The 18,446-nt window shown below is 51.4% G+C and carries 12 protein-coding genes and 1 other RNA gene; 7 read left to right on the forward strand and 6 right to left on the reverse strand.

What is annotated here, in order from left to right:
* Positions 1-286: 286 nt before the first annotated feature.
* Positions 287-2,692 carry a thiamine pyrophosphate-dependent enzyme gene (locus ACO08I_RS26035; protein ID WP_421947562.1) on the forward strand — a complete coding sequence of 802 codons (2,406 nt, stop codon included), beginning with the start codon at positions 287-289 and terminating at the stop codon, positions 2,690-2,692.
* Between the two features lie 85 nt (positions 2,693-2,777).
* On the opposite strand, the gene ggt is transcribed toward ACO08I_RS26035, so the two are convergent.
* Complete coding sequence (ggt, locus tag ACO08I_RS26040; protein ID WP_421947563.1) at positions 2,778-4,487, reverse strand: gamma-glutamyltransferase; 1,710 nt, start codon at positions 4,485-4,487, stop codon at positions 2,778-2,780.
* Positions 4,488-4,894: 407 nt separating this feature from the next.
* A complete protein-coding gene (locus ACO08I_RS26045; protein ID WP_052516104.1) occupies positions 4,895-5,701 on the reverse strand; it encodes a hypothetical protein in 807 nt (268 codons plus the stop codon).
* A 276-nt stretch (positions 5,702-5,977) separates the two neighbouring features.
* Between ACO08I_RS26045 and ACO08I_RS26050 the strand changes: the two genes are divergently transcribed.
* Genes ACO08I_RS26050 through ACO08I_RS26060 form a run of 3 tightly spaced genes read left to right on the forward strand, consistent with a single transcriptional unit; the run spans position 5,978 to position 9,813 of the window.
* Positions 5,978-8,098: a heavy metal translocating P-type ATPase gene (locus ACO08I_RS26050; RefSeq protein ID WP_421947564.1), complete on the forward strand. Its 2,121-nt coding sequence runs from the start codon at positions 5,978-5,980 to the stop codon at positions 8,096-8,098.
* 52 nt (positions 8,099-8,150) lie between these two features.
* Positions 8,151-9,083 carry a DUF4249 domain-containing protein gene (locus tag ACO08I_RS26055; protein WP_282775697.1) on the forward strand — a complete coding sequence of 311 codons (933 nt, stop codon included), beginning with the start codon at positions 8,151-8,153 and terminating at the stop codon, positions 9,081-9,083.
* Positions 9,084-9,114: 31 nt separating this feature from the next.
* Entirely contained in the window at positions 9,115-9,813 is a 699-nt protein-coding gene (locus ACO08I_RS26060; RefSeq protein WP_282775698.1) for an NAD(P)H-binding protein, read from the forward strand.
* 29 nt (positions 9,814-9,842) lie between these two features.
* Here ACO08I_RS26060 and ACO08I_RS26065 read toward each other — a convergent pair whose 3' ends face one another.
* Positions 9,843-11,810: a hypothetical protein gene (locus ACO08I_RS26065; RefSeq protein ID WP_421947565.1), complete on the reverse strand. Its 1,968-nt coding sequence runs from the start codon at positions 11,808-11,810 to the stop codon at positions 9,843-9,845.
* A gap of 202 nt (positions 11,811-12,012) precedes the next feature.
* Between ACO08I_RS26065 and ACO08I_RS26070 the strand changes: the two genes are divergently transcribed.
* The 3 genes from ACO08I_RS26070 (at position 12,013) to fsa (ending at position 13,284) form a co-directional block, all read left to right on the forward strand.
* A complete protein-coding gene (locus tag ACO08I_RS26070) occupies positions 12,013-12,375 on the forward strand; it encodes a gliding motility protein GldC (protein WP_282775700.1) in 363 nt (120 codons plus the stop codon).
* A 59-nt stretch (positions 12,376-12,434) separates the two neighbouring features.
* An RNA gene (gene ffs / locus ACO08I_RS26075) (signal recognition particle sRNA small type) lies at positions 12,435-12,529 on the forward strand.
* Between the two features lie 98 nt (positions 12,530-12,627).
* Positions 12,628-13,284, forward strand: a complete 657-nt coding sequence (fsa, locus tag ACO08I_RS26080) for a fructose-6-phosphate aldolase (RefSeq protein WP_044223449.1) — start codon at positions 12,628-12,630, stop codon at positions 13,282-13,284.
* Between the two features lie 2 nt (positions 13,285-13,286).
* On the opposite strand, the gene ACO08I_RS26085 is transcribed toward fsa, so the two are convergent.
* The 3 genes from ACO08I_RS26085 to ACO08I_RS26095 all read right to left on the reverse strand — a co-directional run bounded on the left by ACO08I_RS26085 (position 13,287) and on the right by ACO08I_RS26095 (position 18,444).
* A complete protein-coding gene (locus tag ACO08I_RS26085; protein ID WP_421947566.1) occupies positions 13,287-15,314 on the reverse strand; it encodes a sensor histidine kinase in 2,028 nt (675 codons plus the stop codon).
* Between the two features lie 3 nt (positions 15,315-15,317).
* Positions 15,318-16,208: a hypothetical protein gene (locus ACO08I_RS26090; protein WP_421947567.1), complete on the reverse strand. Its 891-nt coding sequence runs from the start codon at positions 16,206-16,208 to the stop codon at positions 15,318-15,320.
* A 127-nt stretch (positions 16,209-16,335) separates the two neighbouring features.
* Positions 16,336-18,444: an ATP-binding protein gene (locus ACO08I_RS26095; protein ID WP_421947568.1), complete on the reverse strand. Its 2,109-nt coding sequence runs from the start codon at positions 18,442-18,444 to the stop codon at positions 16,336-16,338.
* Between the last annotated feature and the right edge of the window lie 2 nt (positions 18,445-18,446).

The raw sequence follows: 18,446 nt of genomic DNA on the forward strand, positions 1-18,446 counted from the left end.
TTTGATAGATCACAAATAAATTGGATGCGACCCAAAAATACAGTTAATGCTGTCAATATAAAAGCTGAGCCGCTTACATTATGGTTAATGAGTTGTTAATCCACCTTTTAACAAACAGGGACGGGGCCGCTTAAGTTGCGAACAATTACCGGCTTTCTTTGTCTTTTTGGGTAGTGGTTGTGCCAAATTTTTTGTATATTAGCATAGCTCAAACCAAGCCCTTTGAAATTAAATTTTGCAAAAGCGCAAAATAAACCAAATTATAACCAGTATAACTGATAAAAGTATGCTAGACCATTCTTTCACCCGTGAATCTGCTAACTCAGAAGACGGGCCATCCAGAGCATCAATTATCAAAGATTTTGAAATTTGCTGTATCAGCCGGGAAGCCAGCTTGTTAGCCCGCAAGGAGGTGCTGACCGGAAAAGCCAAGTTCGGCATTACCGGCGATGGCAAAGAGGTGCCTCAGGTGGCCATGGCCAAAGCGTTCCGCAAAGGCGACTGGCGCAGCGGTTATTACCGTGATCAGACCTTTATGTTCGCTCTTGGCCTGGCAACGGTGGAAGACTTCTTCGCCCAGCTCTATGCCGATCCTGAAAACGACCCTTTCTCTGGTGGCCGTCAGATGAACGGCCATTTCGGTACCCCTACCATTGATGATGAAGGCGAATGGCTCGACTTGCTTAATCACTTTAACGTTAGTGCAGATATCTCCAGCACGGCAGGGCAGATGGCCCGTGCCCTGGGGCTCGCCCTGGCTTCCAAACATTATCGGGTAAATGCAGAGATGCTAAGCGGGGGAGACTTCTCTCAGGATGGTAAGGAAATCAGCTTTGTGACTATCGGTGACGCTTCAACTTCTGAGGGCGTTTTCTGGGAAACGGTCAACGCTGCTGCCGTTCAACAGGTGCCGCTTGCGATATCCGTTTGGGATGATGGCTACGGTATTTCTGTTCCTATAGAGTACCAGACTGCTAAAGGGAGTATTTCCAAAGCACTTCAGGGGTTCCAAACTGAAGGCGAAGATACCGGTATGGACATCTACGTGGTCAAAGCCGGCAACTATCCGGAGTTGGTGGAAACCTACATGAAAGGTATCGCCAAAATGAGAGAGACCCACCGCCCGGCCCTGTTCCACATTACAGAAGTTACTCAGCCGCAGGGGCACTCCACTTCCGGTTCTCACGAACGCTACAAATCAAAAGAGCGCCTGCAGTGGGAAAAAGACCACGACCCCATCCTGCTAATGGAGCGATGGATGGTCAAAGAAGGCATCTTCACCGAAGAGGAAGCGAAGAAAATCCGTAAGGATGCCAAAGCTTATGCTAAGGAGAGTCGTGATAAAGCATGGAAAGCGGTAAATGCACCGACCAAAAAACGTATCAAAGACCTGAAATCGGTCTTCGGGCAAATCCCTGAGGATAATGGCCCCTGCGACGAGCTGAAGCAGGAGCTTGAACGGCTCATGCACCCTGTAGACGGAGAGGTCACGCAAGTTGCCCGACGGATGCTCTACCAGATTATGGGTGCCGGGCTGGAGGCGGAAGCTGGGCTTCGCAACTGGATTGAACAATCCTATCAGCTCGCCCATAAGCATTACCATGCCCACCTGTACAGTGACTCGCCTCAGGCTGCCCTGAATGTACCGGTGGTGCATAAAGCTTTCTCAGAAGACTCTGAAGTCAAAAACGGCTATGAAGTCCTTAATGCTTTCTTTGACAAAAAACTGGCGCAGTACCCGGAGCTTTGTGCTTTCGGTGAAGATGTCGGCGATATTGGCGATGTGAATCAGGGCTTCGCAGGCATGCAGCAGAAATATGGCAAAGGCCGGGTCTTCGATACCGGTATCCGGGAGTGGACCATCATGGGGCAGGCGGTTGGCATGGCGATGCGTGGCCTCCGCCCCATCGCAGAGATTCAGTACCTCGATTACCTGATTTACGGGCTGCAGCCACTAACGGATGACCTGGCAACGCTACGCTGGCGCAGCAATGGCCAGCAAAAAGCACCGGCTATCATCCGTACACGCGGGCACCGGCTGGAGGGGATCTGGCATGCTGGTTCGCCTATGGGTATGATTTTGAACGCCCTGCGTGGGATTTATGTCATTGTGCCCCGTGATATGGTACAGGCGGCCGGCTTCTACAACACCATCCTGCAATCTGATGACCCGGCTCTGGTCGTAGAGTGCCTCAACGGTTACCGTCTAAAAGAGCGCGTGCCGGACAATCTCGGTGAGTACACCATTCCGTTGGGTGTGCCGGAAGTGTTGCGTAAGGGCAAAGATGTGACGCTGGTGACTTACGGCTCCTGCGTTCGCGTAGCGCAGGCAGGGGTGCAGTTGTTGGAAGAACAGGGCATCTCTGTGGAATTAATAGATGCGCAGACCCTACTTCCCTTCGACCTCGAGCATATCATCCTGGAATCCCTGAAAAAGACCAACCGCATTATTTTTATGGATGAGGATGTGCCCGGTGGCGCTACGGCATTTATGATGCGGGAGGTGCTGGAAGTGCAGGGCGGCTATCGCTACCTTGATTCCGATCCGGTGACGCTTACCGCGCGTGCCCACCGCCCTCCTTATGGCTCTAATGGCGATTACTATACCAAGCCCAGTCCGGAGGATGTCTTTGAGCAGGTTTATAAAATGATGCACGAGGTGAACCCGGGGCATTTCCCGGGGAAACTGTAATTGGCCTCAATTCGAAACGTACAATGCCCGGGCTCCGGTTAAATTCCGGAGCCCGGGCATTATTTTTGAATCCTCAACACTTTGCTCAATACCCCTTTGCATCATCATCGGGGTTACGGAAATCGCCTACTGCATGGAGCGTACCATCCTTGTCTCTAAGGATAGCCTTGATCACTGCCATGCGCTCAATTTCCCGGAAGGTATGCCCCATGGCTTTGAGCTGTGCCATAGTGCTGTCGGGCAGGGCACCACGCTCCACCAGGATTTCATCAGGCAGCCATTGGTGGTGGAAACGGCCGGCATTGACCGACTCCTCTAAAGACATTCCAAAGTCAGTAACATTCGTGATGACTTGAAATACAGCTGTAATGATGGTGGAGCCGCCCGGCGCGCCCAGGACCATATACAATTGCCTGTCCCGCTCCACAATAGTGGGGGTCATGGAGCTGAGCATCCGCTTTTTGGGGGCAATGGCATTGGCTTCTGCGCCCACTAGCCCAAATTGATTGGGCACGCCGGGTTTGGCACTGAAGTCATCCATCTCATTGTTGAGAAAGAAGCCGCCGCCTCGTACCCACACCTTGGAGCCAAAGTTGGAATTGAGCGTAGTGGTGATGGATACCGCCCGGCCTTCTGCATCTACCACTGAGGTATGGGTGGTTTCAAAACTCTCTTTAAGCAGCTGGAAGTCTCCTGCAATGATATTGTCGCTTGGCGTAGCCTGTGCAGGGTCGAAGTTAGCCATCTGCCGGTCGAGATAAGCCCGGCTCATAAGGGAGTCCACAGGCACATCGTAGAAGTCGGTATCGCCCAGGTGGGCTGCCCGGTCGGCAAAGGCGCGGCGCTCTGCTTCTACCATCAGGTGGACGGCTTCAGCGCTATGGAAGGGCTTTTCGTGTAAATTGAAGGGTTCCACCATGTTTAGCATTTGCGAAAGCGCCACCCCACCGCTCGAAGCAGGAGGCATGCTAATGACGGTATAGCCCCGGTAATTGGCGCGGGTTGGTGTGCGCCAGGCAGGTTCATAGCGCTCCAGGTCCTCCAGGGAGAAGATACCGTTGCGGGACCGGGATTCCTGTACCATGGCTTCTGCTACCGGGCCTTCATAGAACCCCCGGGCGCCCAGTTGTTGAATTCTGCGCAGGGTGCGGGCCAGCACTGGTTGCCGGAGGAGGTACCAGGCTTCAAAGGTGTCGCGGATGAAGGGGTTGGGCCCTTCGTTATAGGTGCGGAAGGCTTCCTGGAAACTATTGAGGCGTTCCGCTTCGGCAGGGGAGATGGGGTAGCCTTCCTCTGCCAGACGGATGGCGGGTTCCAGCAGCGCCTCCCAGTCTTGCAGCGTGCTATACTTTTTAAAGGCCGCTTCCATACCCGCTACCGTACCCGGAATGCCCGCAGCCAGCGCATCATTGCGGCTAAGCCCTTCGATCACCTGCCCGGTGCTGTCAAGATACATATCCCGCTGAGCAGCCAAAGGGGCGCGCTCCCGGTAATCGAGCGCAGCGGTGTTGCCATCAGGCTGCCGGAGTACCATAAAGCCACCTCCGCCTAAGTTCCCTGCCCGCGGATAGGCAACAGCCATGGCAAATTGCACGGCAATGGCTGCATCGACTGCGTTTCCACCTTTTTTGAGAATGTCTATGCCGACTTGCGTGGTCAAGGGGTGGGGAGATACCACCGCGGCTTCATTTGCCAGGGCGATTTTTTGTGCAGCGTAGGGTGGCGCCTTGGTTTCAGAGCCATTACAGCTCCAAAGCAGCACAAAAGCAAACAGGAGGAAAAGGTGGTTTTTCATTTTTGGCACGGTTGTTGGTATTAGTTAGATGTCATTGAAAAACGAAACTACATCAAAATACTAAAACACCGGAATATGGGTGCAGAATGCTGCGCCTGCGGTGGGAGAGCCAACTTCGAAAGGGATTATACAGGTGTAGCCCGTATCCGTCATCTTTAGAATGGTAAGGAGAGCAGTGTGGGGCAAGATCACCTGCTACACGGGCTGCACTTTTCCCTTTGGAGCGTCAAGAATGTTTGTTTGTTAGTAGCCAAAGGGCTACTGGTTTACTGGCTTTTGGGTGCTGCCGCACAGTGTGCGAGCAGCACTTTTTGTATTGAGGGGGTAACAAGAAAGGCAGCCCGCGGGTGCGGACTGCCTGTATAGTGATTATTTCGCTTTAAATAGGTAAGCGATGCGCTCAATATTTACTCTGCCGGGTCCTCCTGCAGGGTAAAGGTACGGGTAACCGGATTGAGCGGCGTATCTACTTTATTGCCTTCGGCATCAACGAGGGTCAGTGTGATGGTGTTCTCACCCATTGGAAGACCTTCTACATAGTATGGCTGCCAGGTGTCGATCATATGGTCTTCGCCGTTGATAGTGGCTTTCACCATGTGGTCGGTACCGAAGCCTGGTACATTGACCGGGTAAAAGTCGAGCATGACCTTTTCGGTTTGGGCTTTGCCAGTGTACGTACCTTTAGGGCGGCTGTAGAACAGAATAGGTTCTGTAATATTATCGACCGCCATGAAACCATTGTTCTCAATCGTTACTTTCTTAGCAACATGTGCCTGATCTGTCTTGATACTCTCGTGGTAGGAGCGGGAAAGAAAAGCAAGCATGTAGTGGTCGCCGTCCTCAATTTCGTAGTCAAAGGAAGCCTCGTATTTGGCAGCATAGGGCTGATCATCGATAATCAGGTGGATGTGCTGGCCTTTAGCGCTGTTGGCGCACATTTTAGCGTCTGCGTCGGGTGTTTGTACACCGAGTTCGTACGTTTCTCCACTTATGGTGAAGTTGAATTTCCCGGCATCATAGGTAACACCCTCAATAGCCGCATCAGGATAGGCTTTTGACTCGCTGAAAGGCGTGAGGGAATACCTGGTAGCAGGTTCTGAATCCACCGCAGTGGTGTCGGCTGTCGTTTCTTCTGTTTCGTTGGTGCTGCCGCCGCTCTGGCAGCCGGTGAAAAACAAGGCAAGCACAAATAACAGGCTTAGCGTTCTCATCATTAATCTGATTTTGGATTGATGTGTTAATAATACGAAGGTAGCTGTTCCAAATTAAACAACTGCTCCATACCTTTAACAGTGTGTATAACAAATTGCACAAAACACAAAGGCAACCCTCTGCATTTAAGCCCTATGGCTGCTGGGGTAGAGCTTCCCGCTCTGCTCCAGCTTATCCAGGAAAAAGTGCAATTTGTTATGCACACCCTTTAACAAGTGTGAAAGGGCGGGCAAGGTTTAGCATCCTTTCTATATTCAGACAGAAAAGCGACCATCACTATGGCTAACAATATTGTAGAGTTGAAAGTAGAGGGCATGACGTGCAACAACTGCGCGGCAAGCCTGAATAAATTCCTGGAGCGTAAAGGGCTGGAAGAGGTATATGTGAATTTCCAGACTAAGGAGGTACGCTACCGGGAGACAGCATCGGGCATCGACCGGGAGAAAGTCCGGCAGGGCATCCACAAACTGGGCTTTTCGGTGGTGGATGAGGACAGCGATGCCAAAGGGCCATGGTGGACGCTGGAGCGCAAATTGCTGGTTAGTGCCATCTTCACTTTCCCTCTACTGATGTACCACTTCTTTATGATGGCGGGTGTGGAGTTGGTCATCATGGAAAATTACTGGTTTCAAATGGCCCTGTGCCTGCCACCTTTCGTGATCGGGTTCCTGCACTTCGGGCGCTCGGCCCTTAGCTCGCTTAAAGGAGGGGTGCCCAATATGGATGTGCTGATTTTTGTAGGCAGCACAGCCGCCTTCGTTTACAGCCTTGTGGGGACACTGCTCTGGGAAGCCAATTACATTTTTTATGAGACGAGCGCTACGATTGTTACCCTGGTGCTGGTGGGCAACTGGCTTGAAAAGCGAGCGGTGGAGCAGACTACGACTGCGATTGGGGAGCTGACGAAGCTACAGGTAGAGACCGCACGTAAGATCATGCCCTCCGGTGCGGTGGTCACGCTGAAGCGGGAAGAAGTCAAAGTAGGCGATACCTTGCTGGTGAACGAAGGCGATAAAGTGCCTCTGGATGGCCAAATCCTGGAAGGGGAAGCGGCTGTGGACGAGTCTATGCTGACTGGCGAAAGCTTGCCGGTGAACAAGTCGGCTGGTGATCAGGTCATCGGGGCCTCGGTGATCGTTGGCGGTTCTGTAAAAATGGAGGTGACGGCAGCAGGCCGGGACACGGTATTGAGCCAAATGATAGAACTGGTGAAAACCGCTCAACAGGACAAGCCGGATATACAGCGGCTGGCGGATAAAATCAGTGCTATTTTCGTGCCGGTGGTATTGAGCATTGCTCTTCTGACGCTTCTGCTTGGGCACTTCGTCTTTGGGCTGGCTTTCGGGCAGGCGCTGATGAATGCCATCGCTGTACTGGTGATTTCCTGCCCCTGCGCAATGGGACTGGCTACGCCTACAGCTGTAATGGTGGGCGTGGGCCGTTTGGCGAGGAATGGCATCCTGGTGAAAGGCGGGCAAACCCTGGAGGTTTTTTCCCGCGTCAAAAAAGTAGTCTTTGATAAAACAGGTACACTGACCACCGGGGATTTTCGTATCAGGCATATTGAGTACCATCAGCCGGATGAGGCTCGGGCAAACGCCCTGATTTACAAACTGGAACAGCATTCTTCTCACCCCATTGCACAGTCCCTGCTCCGGGAGATGGCGAGCCGGGTGAATGGCGTAGCGGTGGAGTTGCAGGAGGTAGAAGAGCTGAAAGGGCGTGGCCTGCAGGCACGGGACCAACACGGGCATACCATTCGCCTCGGCTCTGACCGGATGCTGCCACCGCAGGTCGCCGGCGAGCCGGGAGCTCTCTATCTGATCGAAAACGATACCCTGCTGGCGACTATTACTTTGGCGGATGATATTAAGGCGGATGCAGCGGAAACAGTGGCTTACCTGAAATCACAGGGCAAATCTGCGGTGCTTCTGAGTGGCGATCAGGAGGCGAAAGTCGCTGAAGTGGCAGGCTATCTTGGCATTGAGGAGTACTACGGTGCCCAGCTGCCGGAGCAAAAACTGGAACGCATTGCGGCCCTTTCTGCTCAGGGGCCTACTGCTATGGTTGGAGATGGCATCAATGATGCGCCGGCTTTGGCTAAGGCAACCGTTGGCGTCTCGCTAAGCAATGCTTCCCAGGTAGCGATCCAATCCGCACAGATCATCCTGCTGAACGGCAAGCTGGAGTACCTTCGCAAAGCCTTTGGTATTTCAGAGCATACGGTGCTGACCATCAAGCAGAATCTGTTTTGGGCTTTTGCCTACAATATTGTGGCCATCCCAATCGCCGCTATGGGCTTTCTCAACCCGATGTGGGGCGCACTGTTTATGGCATTTTCGGATGTGGTGGTAATTGGCAACTCCATCCGTTTGCGGTATAAGCGGATTAAATCTTAACAGCGAAAACTTACCCGGGCTACGGTTGTTCTGCCAGCAGAAACCAAGCTGCATGAATCGTATTTTCTTTTTTGTCCTGATAATGGGATGGCTCACGGTAAGCTGCGAGCAGGAATTCGTGCCTGCTTCTGTTGACCTGCCTCAGGAAATCGTAGTGGAGGGCTACATTGAAGCGGGTGCGGAATCACGCCCACCATTTGTGATTCTTTCGCGGTCCACTAATTTCTTTTCTGAATTTAGCGCCGAAGACTTCAATGATAATTTCGTAAGCGGGGCAGATGTACGCATTACTGATGGCCAGGATACCGTACAACTGGAAGAAATCTGCCTGAATGAGCTATCTCCTCTGGAAAAGCAACTGGCTGCCGATGCCTTTGGGCTTGCGGTGGACAGCCTCGGCTTCAACTTCTGTGTGTACATTGATATGAGTTTCTCCATGATTGGTGAGGAAGGAAAAACCTATACTTTGCTGGTGGACGCAGAGGGGCGGCAACTACGTGCCGTGACAAGCATTCCGGAACGGGTACCAATCGACTCCCTGCGGTTCCGGCCCCCTCCGGGCGAGCCTGTTGATACCCTGGCGCAGCTATTGGGTTACCTGAAAGACCCCGCAAGCACGCCCAATTTTTACCGTTATCAGGTGGGCACCAATGGCGGCCCGATCATCAGTCCGGGGGCTTCTGTTACAGACGACCGGCTGTTTGATGGTGAAGTGGTGGAATTCCCGCTCTTCCGCCCCATTCCCAGAGGAAGTGTGGATATTGACCTGGAGACCTTTGGTTTTTACACGGTAGGCGATACCATCACTGTAAAGTGGATGACCATAGATGAAGCCCACTTTGATTTTTGGAATACCGTGGAGTTCAATACGGCCAATCAGGGGCCCTTTTCGAGCTATACCCTGATTGAGTCGAATGTAGAGGGTGGGCTCGGTATCTGGGGCGGGATCTCAGCATCTTACTATACCTTGCCCGTGTCGCGTTAGAAAAGGAAAAGTTCTTACTTTTGCAGTGAATATGGAAATTAGCAGACATCAGAAGACCGCATTGGTATTTGGAGGCTCCGGCCTGGTCGGCGGCTTTGTGCTCCGGCAGTTGATTGCGCACCCTGCCTACAAACGGGTGGTCAGCTTTGGCCGGCGCAAGCTCGACATTGAGGGCGAAGGGTTTGTGCAGCATGTCATTGATTTTGACAAAGCCGCTGATTACCAGTACCTCATGGAGGGACAGGATGTCTTTTCCTGCCTGGGGACAACTATGGCTAAAGCTGGTAGTAAAGAAGCATTCTACAAAGTCGACTTCACCTACGCTTACGAAACTGCGAAGGCAGCTGCAGCGGCAGGTGCCAATCAGTTGATGCTGGTTTCTTCCGTTGGGGCAGACCGCGATTCCCTGTTTTTCTATTCCCGCGTGAAAGGAGAGCTGGAAGCCGCCATCCGTGAGCTGCCCCTGTGGGGTATACATATCTTCGAGCCCTCCTTACTGCTGGGGCCAAGGCAAGAGCAACGGCTGGCAGAGCAATTGGCGGTGCGCCTGACCCGGGGCGTTGCTCCCTATATCCGGGGTAAAGTGATGGGCAAATACCGGCCAGTGGAAGCTGAGGATGTCGCAAAAGCGATGATTGCTGTTGCTCAGGGCTTGCAACCTGGTCAGATTATTTACGATTCTGAAGCCATTCACGAAATAGCCAATGCGGGCACAAGACTGTTGAGATAGGACCCATTGTGCTATTCTTGTTTTGACCACTAATTTCGGGGGCCATAGTGGGGCGCGGGCCGATTGCCTTCCAGTGCGCCCATATCGGGAGCTTCTCCCATGAAATCATCATTCACATTAGGGATACGCACCCCTGCGTCAATGGCTTTGCTACCAGGGCTGAGGTGAAAATCCATACCTTCCGGATACCAAATAGGGAAGGCTTCTGCATCGGGGTCCGGGTTAGCAGCCTGCCATGCTTTGAAATTCGGGACCGGTACCTTTACAAAATCTGAAAAGTCTACAGTAATGCTGTGTTGCTCCTGCCCGGTGGCGGCAGCGAGGTCTTCCAGCGTTTGGAAGGTCGATGCCTCATGGCTGAGTACGTAGTCCCGGAGCACACCAGGTTTTGGGGCATGCCAGGAAAAAGGGGCCTCCTGTCCGTCGTGGAAACGGTAGCCATTGTAATCGCTCGTAGTGTAGCTCGTGTAGGTCTTCATGCCCAGCGTAGGCTGTGGCGCGTCATCAGGCTGCAGGAACAGGTTGTTGCGGAATTGAGCATTGTTCATGCCTTTCCAGCTGCGCCCGGAGTAGGTCGTAATAACATTATGGTAGGCGATAATAGCGCCGGGGCGGGTCTCCCAATACTTGAGAGCAGGCTTTTCCGGAATGTTGTAACCGATATTTCGGATCCAGTATACGGGGCCGCCCAAGACAGGCTGATTGGTGAAGCCCGATTGAGCGGAGTTGAAGCCCCGGTTGCGAAGAAACCTGAGGTTGTAGGTGCCTCCATCGGCTTCGAAGAAGTTGTCGTTGGTCAGAAAAATATCGTTGTTGTACACGTCGATGGCTACGCTACGCTCATCCTCCTGGAGTTCTGCAGCCCCGTGGGTGCAAATGTCAATGCCATCGAAGAAGTAGGCCACATAGTTGTGGCAGATGACATGCCCCTGCCCGTAGACTTTGACGCCGTAGTAAGAATAAGCTCTTTGTTGCAGCTTGCCGTCAGGCCCTCTTTCCTTGCGCAGCAGGCGGGTGGTATCGACCCGGCCAGTGATGTGGTTATCTGCCAGGTAAAAATTGCGGCAGCCCCGGTACTGAGCCATGATGCCGATGCCTACATTTTCTATCCGGCAGTTTTTCACCACGAGCCCTTCACAGCCAAGTACATTCTTCTCTCCGGCTAGTATGCCAATGTCGGCATTTCTGATGGTCAGGCCCTCAAGGTGGTGGTAGTCGGCTGCCATAAGATCAAACAGACGGTATGCGCCGTCACCATCGAATATGGCCGCTCCATCTCCGGCAGCTTTAATAACAATGGGCCGCTCCGGGGTGCCATCGTGGGTCAGGCTGTAGGTACCGTGGAAGGTAAGCGCATGCTCATTACGGTAGTTGTAGCGATCAGCCTTGTAAGTACCAGCATGCACCAGGATCATATCTCCGGGCTGTACCGGGTCAACGGTCTGATTGTGGTCAGCATAACGCCGAAAGCCATAGTAAGCATGCATCAGGCCTTCGTAGGCGGGCGTTTCCTTTTCGCCTTTCCAGTCCGGAGGGTAGACATGCCGGATGCGGCCATTAGCTTTGGCCTGAGGCTCAGCCCGGGTTTTGATGCGTAGGATATGTACGGCCTGCCCAAGCTCCACGCCATCAGGGTCGCTGAGCGTGAGGCGGCATTCGTACTCCGTATCAGGCTCCAAATCAATGATGCTGCCAGCAAAAAGGCGTGGCGTCCTGTAGGTCAGCTCAGCAATGCCAGCCATCTCGTCTCCAATCCGGATAAGAGGCATGCCTGTTTTCCAGCCCGGGTCTCCGGCTTTGCGGTAGGCAACTTCCACAGAAGCGTTGCGGTTGTCATCTCCACCTATGTACCACTCAAAGCCCAGACAGATCAGGGTAGGGGGCTCTACATACAGACGGCCGGAAGTTACCGCGTTTTGTGCCGGCACACAGTAGGGGAGAAAAATGCAGCAGTAAAGGGGCAGAACAATCCGTTTGAGAACATTGATTTGGGACATAGTCAGGTCTTTTTTACCAAAATAGCCGGTAGGGGATACAGGATACTACAGTACTGATCAAAAAACAACATCAAAGGCGCGAACCAGGCAGGTGGCAGGCAGGTCAGTAGAATATCGGGTTGAAATTTAGTAATTTCGGCCCGCTCCGGGCGTACTAAACCAATGCCTGGAAATTGGTCAGCAAAAAAATACCGAAAGAATTATGGCAGACGAAGTTAAGAAGTGGTCAGAAATAAAAATTAATGTAGGGCTGGATGCGGAAAACATGCCCATCGATATACAATGGGCATCGGTAGACGGACCTGACGGGCCGGAGCTGCAGTCCGCAAAAGCTTTTCTGTTGTCTATTTTTGACCGGGAGACGAAGGATACACTCCGGATTGACCTGTGGACAAAGCAGATGCAGGTGATCGAAATGGACCGGTTTATGTTCCAAACGCTGAGAGCACTGGCGGATACCTACTATAAAGCTACACAGAATGCCGAGTTAGCTGCTGATATGCAGCGCTTTGTGCAATACTTCGGTGAGAAGACGGAGATTATTCCAAAAGGAGAGAAAAAATAATTGCAACGCCGGGGGCAGAGTTTTGGAATTTCCAAAGGAACCCCTTACCTTTGCCGTCCGGCGAGCGCACACGACCAGCTCCCGCTGAACTCCCCCAGGGCGGAAACGCAGCAAGGGTAGGCAGGTTGAGCGGTGCGATGTGTTGCTCGCCTTATTTTTTTCCTTCCGGATATCTCACCAAACTATTGCGGTTACTACAGGTTCTATCTTTGAACGTCTATTCTGAAAATACTGTAAAAACCAACCTGAAATATGAAGTTTTTCGTTGATACAGCCAGCCTTGATCAAATTAAGGAGGCTAATGAATTAGGTATCCTGGACGGTGTAACCACCAATCCTTCCCTTATGGCAAAAGAGGGAATTACCGGTCAGGACAATATCTACGCCCATTACCAGAAAATCTGTGAAATTGTGGACGGTGATGTGAGTGCTGAGGTCATCTCCACCGATTTCGAGGGCATCATCAAAGAGGGAGAAGCGCTCTCCAAACTGGCCCCTAATATCGTGGTGAAAGTCCCAATGATTAAGGATGGGGTAAAAGCCCTAAGCTACTTCCGCGACAATGGTATTCGTACCAACTGTACGCTGGTCTTTTCTGCTGGCCAGGCGATCCTGGCTGCTAAGGCTGGTGCGACTTACCTTTCCCCTTTTATCGGCCGTATTGATGACATCAGCTGGGACGGCATCGCTCTCATTGAGCAAATCGCTGAAATTTATGCCATTCAGGGCTACGAAACAGAAATCCTGGCAGCTTCCATCCGTAATGCCAAGCATATTGTGGACGCCGCCCGTGCCGGAGCGGATGTCTTTACCTGCCCGCTCGATGCCGCTATGGGCTTACTGAAGCACCCACTAACGGACATTGGCCTGGAGAAGTTCCTGGCCGATCATAAGAAAGGCAACGGCTAAGCTTACTGTACAGGAACACTGAGGGTAAATGTACTACCCATGCCCGGGGCGCTCTTTACACGGAGCGCCCCGTTCATTTGTTGGGCCAGCTTTTGCGATAAGGGCAACCCAATGCCCGGGTTCTGACTCTGCCCGCGGTCCTGCAAACGGTAAAACAGATCGAATATCCGCTCCTGAAATTCCGGTTCGATACCACTACCGTAGTCCTTAACCCATATTTCATGAACCTCGGGCGTTTTGCGATATCCAACGAGAACAGTCACATTGTCTCCAGGGGTAAAATGAATGGCATTGGGGATCAAATGGGCGAGGACTGCACGGATAAGTTCTCCCGGTCCATTTATAACCGGGAGAGGTGTTTCAAGTTTCAGGCTGGTTTTTTTATCCGGAAAGCGGGTTGCCGCTTCGCTGAAGATATCTTCTGTGGCTTCGGCGAGATTGATGGATTCTGTATTCAAGGTCTTGTTATGGACGTCTGCAAAAGCCTGTATCCCCTCGATTAGTTTTTCCATCTGTTGCACCCCCTTCTCCAGAAAGAGGTGGTACTCTTTCGCTTGGTTTTGCTCATCCCTCAACTGTCGGGGTTCTGCATAAGCCAGCTCCTGTCGGATGCTCTGCAGAGGAGCCTTCAGTTGAGTGGCGGCAATGCGAAAAAAGGATTCGAGTCGAAGCTGCACATCCTTCAGCTTTTGGTTGACCTTACGGAGCTCGGCAGTATCCCGGGCAATACTTTGCTTTAATTTGCGCTCGTACCGCTTGCCGGTGAGGTTGGTAAGCGTAAAAAACAGAGCAGCAACTACAGCAACCAGCATGAATACCGCAGTAAGTATGATGAGCAGTGTTTGGCGTTCACTGATGGCTAATTCCTGCTTTTGTGTTTCCAGAGCGAGTGCATCCCGTTGGTCCTTTTCGAGTTTTAGCTGATATTCTGATTCCTGTGATGCTACTGCTTTTTGTTCTTCTTCTGCAAGTTGCAGGGTTTGATAAAAAAGAATGGAATCCTGAGCTTCAAAGGCTGGTTTCAACTTGCGGTTTTCCCGGTAGATTGTTTTCAGGCAGGACCAGAGTAATAGCCGCTGATCATTACTATGCCGAAAGCTGGCCACCCCGGGGTAATAGGCTTGGTAATACTGTAAAGCACGCCTGTACTGCTGCGTCTCAATCATCAACTTGAGCTGTGTAAGTATGACGGTTAGCTGCACGGGTTTAAAGTCATCCTGCAGGCATAGCTCGAGGGATTGCTCTAACTGATTGTCAGCCTGCTCATAATGACCATAATGCATATTGATTTCAGCCAGACCCTTTAAAGCCAGTGCAATGCTGTTGTTGCTGCCCTGCCGGGTTGCCATTTCCAGGCCTTTTTGCAGTCGGCTTTCTGCCTTCGCCCACTGACTTGCATCAATCATGCTTCTTCCGGTTTGTATGAGTATCCGGGTATGCAGTAGCGGCTGATTGAGTTCGTCAAGCAGGGAAACAACGCGCTGCTCGTACGCGAGCCCCAGACTATCGTTGCCCATCTCGAAGTGCAATGCAGCGATGTAGTACAGGGAATACAGCAGGTCCTCTCCTCCATAGTGGGTATAGTCAAGGCTTTGCTGCAGTCTTTGCAGGGCTTCGGCCATCCGCCCGTTGTCTATTAAAATTAGCGCTTGCTCCACAATGACTGAATGAATCTTTGTGGAGTCTTTGATTTGCCTGGCAAGCTGCAAGCTTTTGCCGAGGTGGAAAAGCTGTTCTTCCCGGTTCCCCTTTACGCTGTAGAGGACAGCAGCCGCGTAATGCGCCTGCGCTTCTTCCGCAGCCATGCCGGTAGCCTGTGCTATTTTTTGTGCGCGTACTGCATGGTACAGTGCTGAGTCCACATTTTCGTAGAATAGTACGCCTGCTAATTGGTTGTGATAAATCGCCCGGGCACTGTCTGTAGGCGCCGTTTCGATCAAAAGCTGCAGGCTGTCTTTTGCCGGCTGTGTATAGGACAGTTGTGGCAGTATACAGACAAAGAGTATCAGAATATAGAATTTACGGCTCATAAGTCAATGTTTTACCCCGAGTAGCTCCGGTAGCCGTACTACAAGTTGGTGCATTTGTTTGCTTGCTGCTTTCAGATTACGGGCTGCTGATTCCCGGGTTTGTTGTTGCTGCTGCCGGTAGTAGCGTTCCAGCAGACCTGCAAAACTTGTAATATTCCGCAGGGGCTCCACGAGGTCATGACTCGTACTTCGGTAGAAAGCCTGAAGGTCTTTGTTGTAATCCTGAAGTTGCTGATTTTTTTCCCTCAGTTCCTTTTTATGTTCTGCCACTGCCTGCTCCAGTTCTTTTTGATATCTTTTTTGGCGGGTACGCAGAGCCATGAGCCCCCCCCCAGCTGCCAGTAAGAGTATCAGGGCAGTAATGAGAACCGAAAAATTTTGCTGCTGCCGGTTGATGGCCATTTCCTGCCGGATGCGCTGTTTCTCAAGCTCCCGGCGCTGTGCTCTCGCTTCATCAATGGGGTATCGGGCTGCAAGTGCGGCAAGTGCTGCCGATTTTTGGTGAGTTAGAGCGATATTCTGATAGAGAATAAGGCTGTCTTTGAGCCGGATAGCCGTTTCATAGTTACCCAACCGGGCCTGAGCAGTACTCAGCAATGCATAGAGTATACTCCATTTAGCCGGGCTTACCGTTTGTTCAACGAAAAACTGCCGATGGGCATAATATTGCTGCAGGAGAGCCAGGTAGTCGCCCTGCTCAGATAGTTGCTGCAAATGGACAAGTATACTGTCGGCTGGTGTTTGCCGCTTATCGTGTTGAGCCACAGGAGTGTAGGTGCCATATGCTGAGCTGTTACGGGCTGCTCCATTGTTTGCCGGCGAAAAACTTTGGCAGAATAAGGCTAAGGGTATTCCTATAGCTAAAAATACAGTTGTGCATATTGGTCTGATCATACTGGCGGTGCATTGATTTTTGTTGGTATTGGGCGTTGTATGCTGGACGGTTTTGCAGCATGCAGTTATTACCGGGCTCCCTGTTGGCATTAGTAATGTCCAACTGCAGGCTGATCCGGCTCGGTCGTCAGTGATTGATGCCCGACTGTGTTTTCTCTTTCGGCCATCGAATGGTAAACACGCTCCCTTTATTTTCTTCACTCTGCAGGGTTATCGTGCCCCCGATATAGTCTGTCAGGCGCCGTACGATAGCCAGCCCTAATCCGGTGCCCTGATAAGTGCCGCGGTCGTGCATACGGAAAAACATGTTGAAAACCTTCTCCTGGAATTCAGTTGGGATACCTATGCCGTTATCCTCTACACTAATCCAGTAATGTTGGTCTTTTTCGCCTTGCCGGATAGTGATGAGCGGGATAGCTGCCGTATTGTATTTTACACCGTTTTCTACGAGGTTTTTAATGAGGATATCGATCACCGGTGCAGGCCCCCGGCAGGTTCCGGAACTGAAGAGCTCCACCGTAGCATTCTTTTCATTTAGCAGGATGCTCAACTGCTCCCGTATGCCTGCCCATCTTTCCTCTAATTGGATATCCTGATATTCAGGGTCGTATCCCTGTCTGATACGGCTGTAAAAGAGCACATCTTCAACTAAAGTATGTAATTGCCGGGCACCCCGGGTTATGAAGGCCAGGAATTCACGGGACTGTTCGTCCTGATAGCCAATCGACTGCATGCGGCGGTCGAGCAAAGTCGAAAAGCTGTTGATGTTGCGCAGCGGCTCTTTCATATCGTGGGAGGTGATAAAAGCGAAGCGTTCCAGTTCTTCGTTACTTTTTTCCAATTCCTGGTTGGCGAGGCGTAGTTTCGTATTCGACTTTTTAAGCTGGGCTGTACGTGCTTCCACTTCTTTTTCGAGCTGCTCGTTGTGCTGCTTTTTTTGGCTGTAAAAGTAATAAAGTGCAAAGAGCAGGCTCGCGGCAAAAAGCAAGCTTGCTATCGCTGCGGTCAGCCAGCTGTTTTTTTGAGCCAGTTCCAGGCGGCTGGCTTCATATTCCAACTTGAGCAATTTGTTCTCCACCACTTCGCTTTCCAGTTTGAATTTGTACTGCAACTCTGCTATAGTTCGCTGCCGGTCCAGGTTCAGCAAGCTATCCTGAAGATGCAAAATGTTGTCTTTTAACCAAGCCGCTGCTTCAAACTGCTGCTCGTGCAGGTAGGCATCTGCAACAGCATTGAAAAAAGCGACTTTAGTTTCCAATTCCATCTGAGGGATGAGCGGTTTATGGGTCTGGTATAGTTGGAGTATACTTGCATAGTCCTCCTCTTCGCGCAGGAAATTAACGTAATCGAAAAGGATGGAGTGGTAAATACGGTGGTATCGTTTAGACCAGGATTCCTGCAGGGTTTTCTGGTAGAACTGATAAGCTTGTTCGCTTCTACCCTGTAGTTTATTGAGAAATGCTAGGTATCTGCTAAGTAGAAGTTGGTGATACTGATTATTGCTATGTAATGCATAGTTGTAGCCTTTTTGCAGGGAAGCGATGGCTTTCAGGGGCTTGTCGTGCATCAAATGCCAATCGGCTTCGGATATGGCCGCCACAATTTTGGCAACAGTATCCTGGCTGTTTTGCCCAAGAGCAATTGTTTTTTCAAAGTGGTCAGCTGCGTCCTCCGTGTAGCCCAGTTTTTCCTGAAGGATGGCCAGGTTAGACAGGACAAATACCTTTGCGAGGGTATCGCTGCTTTTTAAGTAAGCCCGGCTTTCATTTAGGTAAATAAAGGAGGAATCCAGATTGCCGTTAACGGAGTGGTAGCTGGACAGGTCATTGCAGGCTGCTGTTATCAGAAAAGAATCCTGGATAGCCTTGCCTATTTTTAGTACTTCATGATTCAGTGCCGATGATTTTACAGGGTACTGCCTGATGTAGGCGATCACTGCCTGCAAGTTGATTGCCCGGCCCTCAGCCGACGGATAGTTGATTTGGCGGGCGAGCGTCAGAGCAGCATTAGCGTAGTAGGCAGCCGAATCAAGATTCCGGACATGATAAGCCCAGCTGATTTCGTTTAGTAAGTAAGCTTTCGTGGAATCATCAGAGGCATTCTGCAGCTGCTTCTGCAATTGCGGTAATGGCTGCGTCCGGCCATATGTATGGCTGTGCTGCGCCTGTAGCTGAGGATGCAGTATAAGTATACTGATAAGCAGGCAGGAGAGCCTTTTGGTAATTTCAATGTGCATAT

This window comes from Phaeodactylibacter xiamenensis (assembly GCF_965229835.1).
Lineage (GTDB): Bacteria > Bacteroidota > Bacteroidia > Chitinophagales > Saprospiraceae > Phaeodactylibacter > Phaeodactylibacter xiamenensis.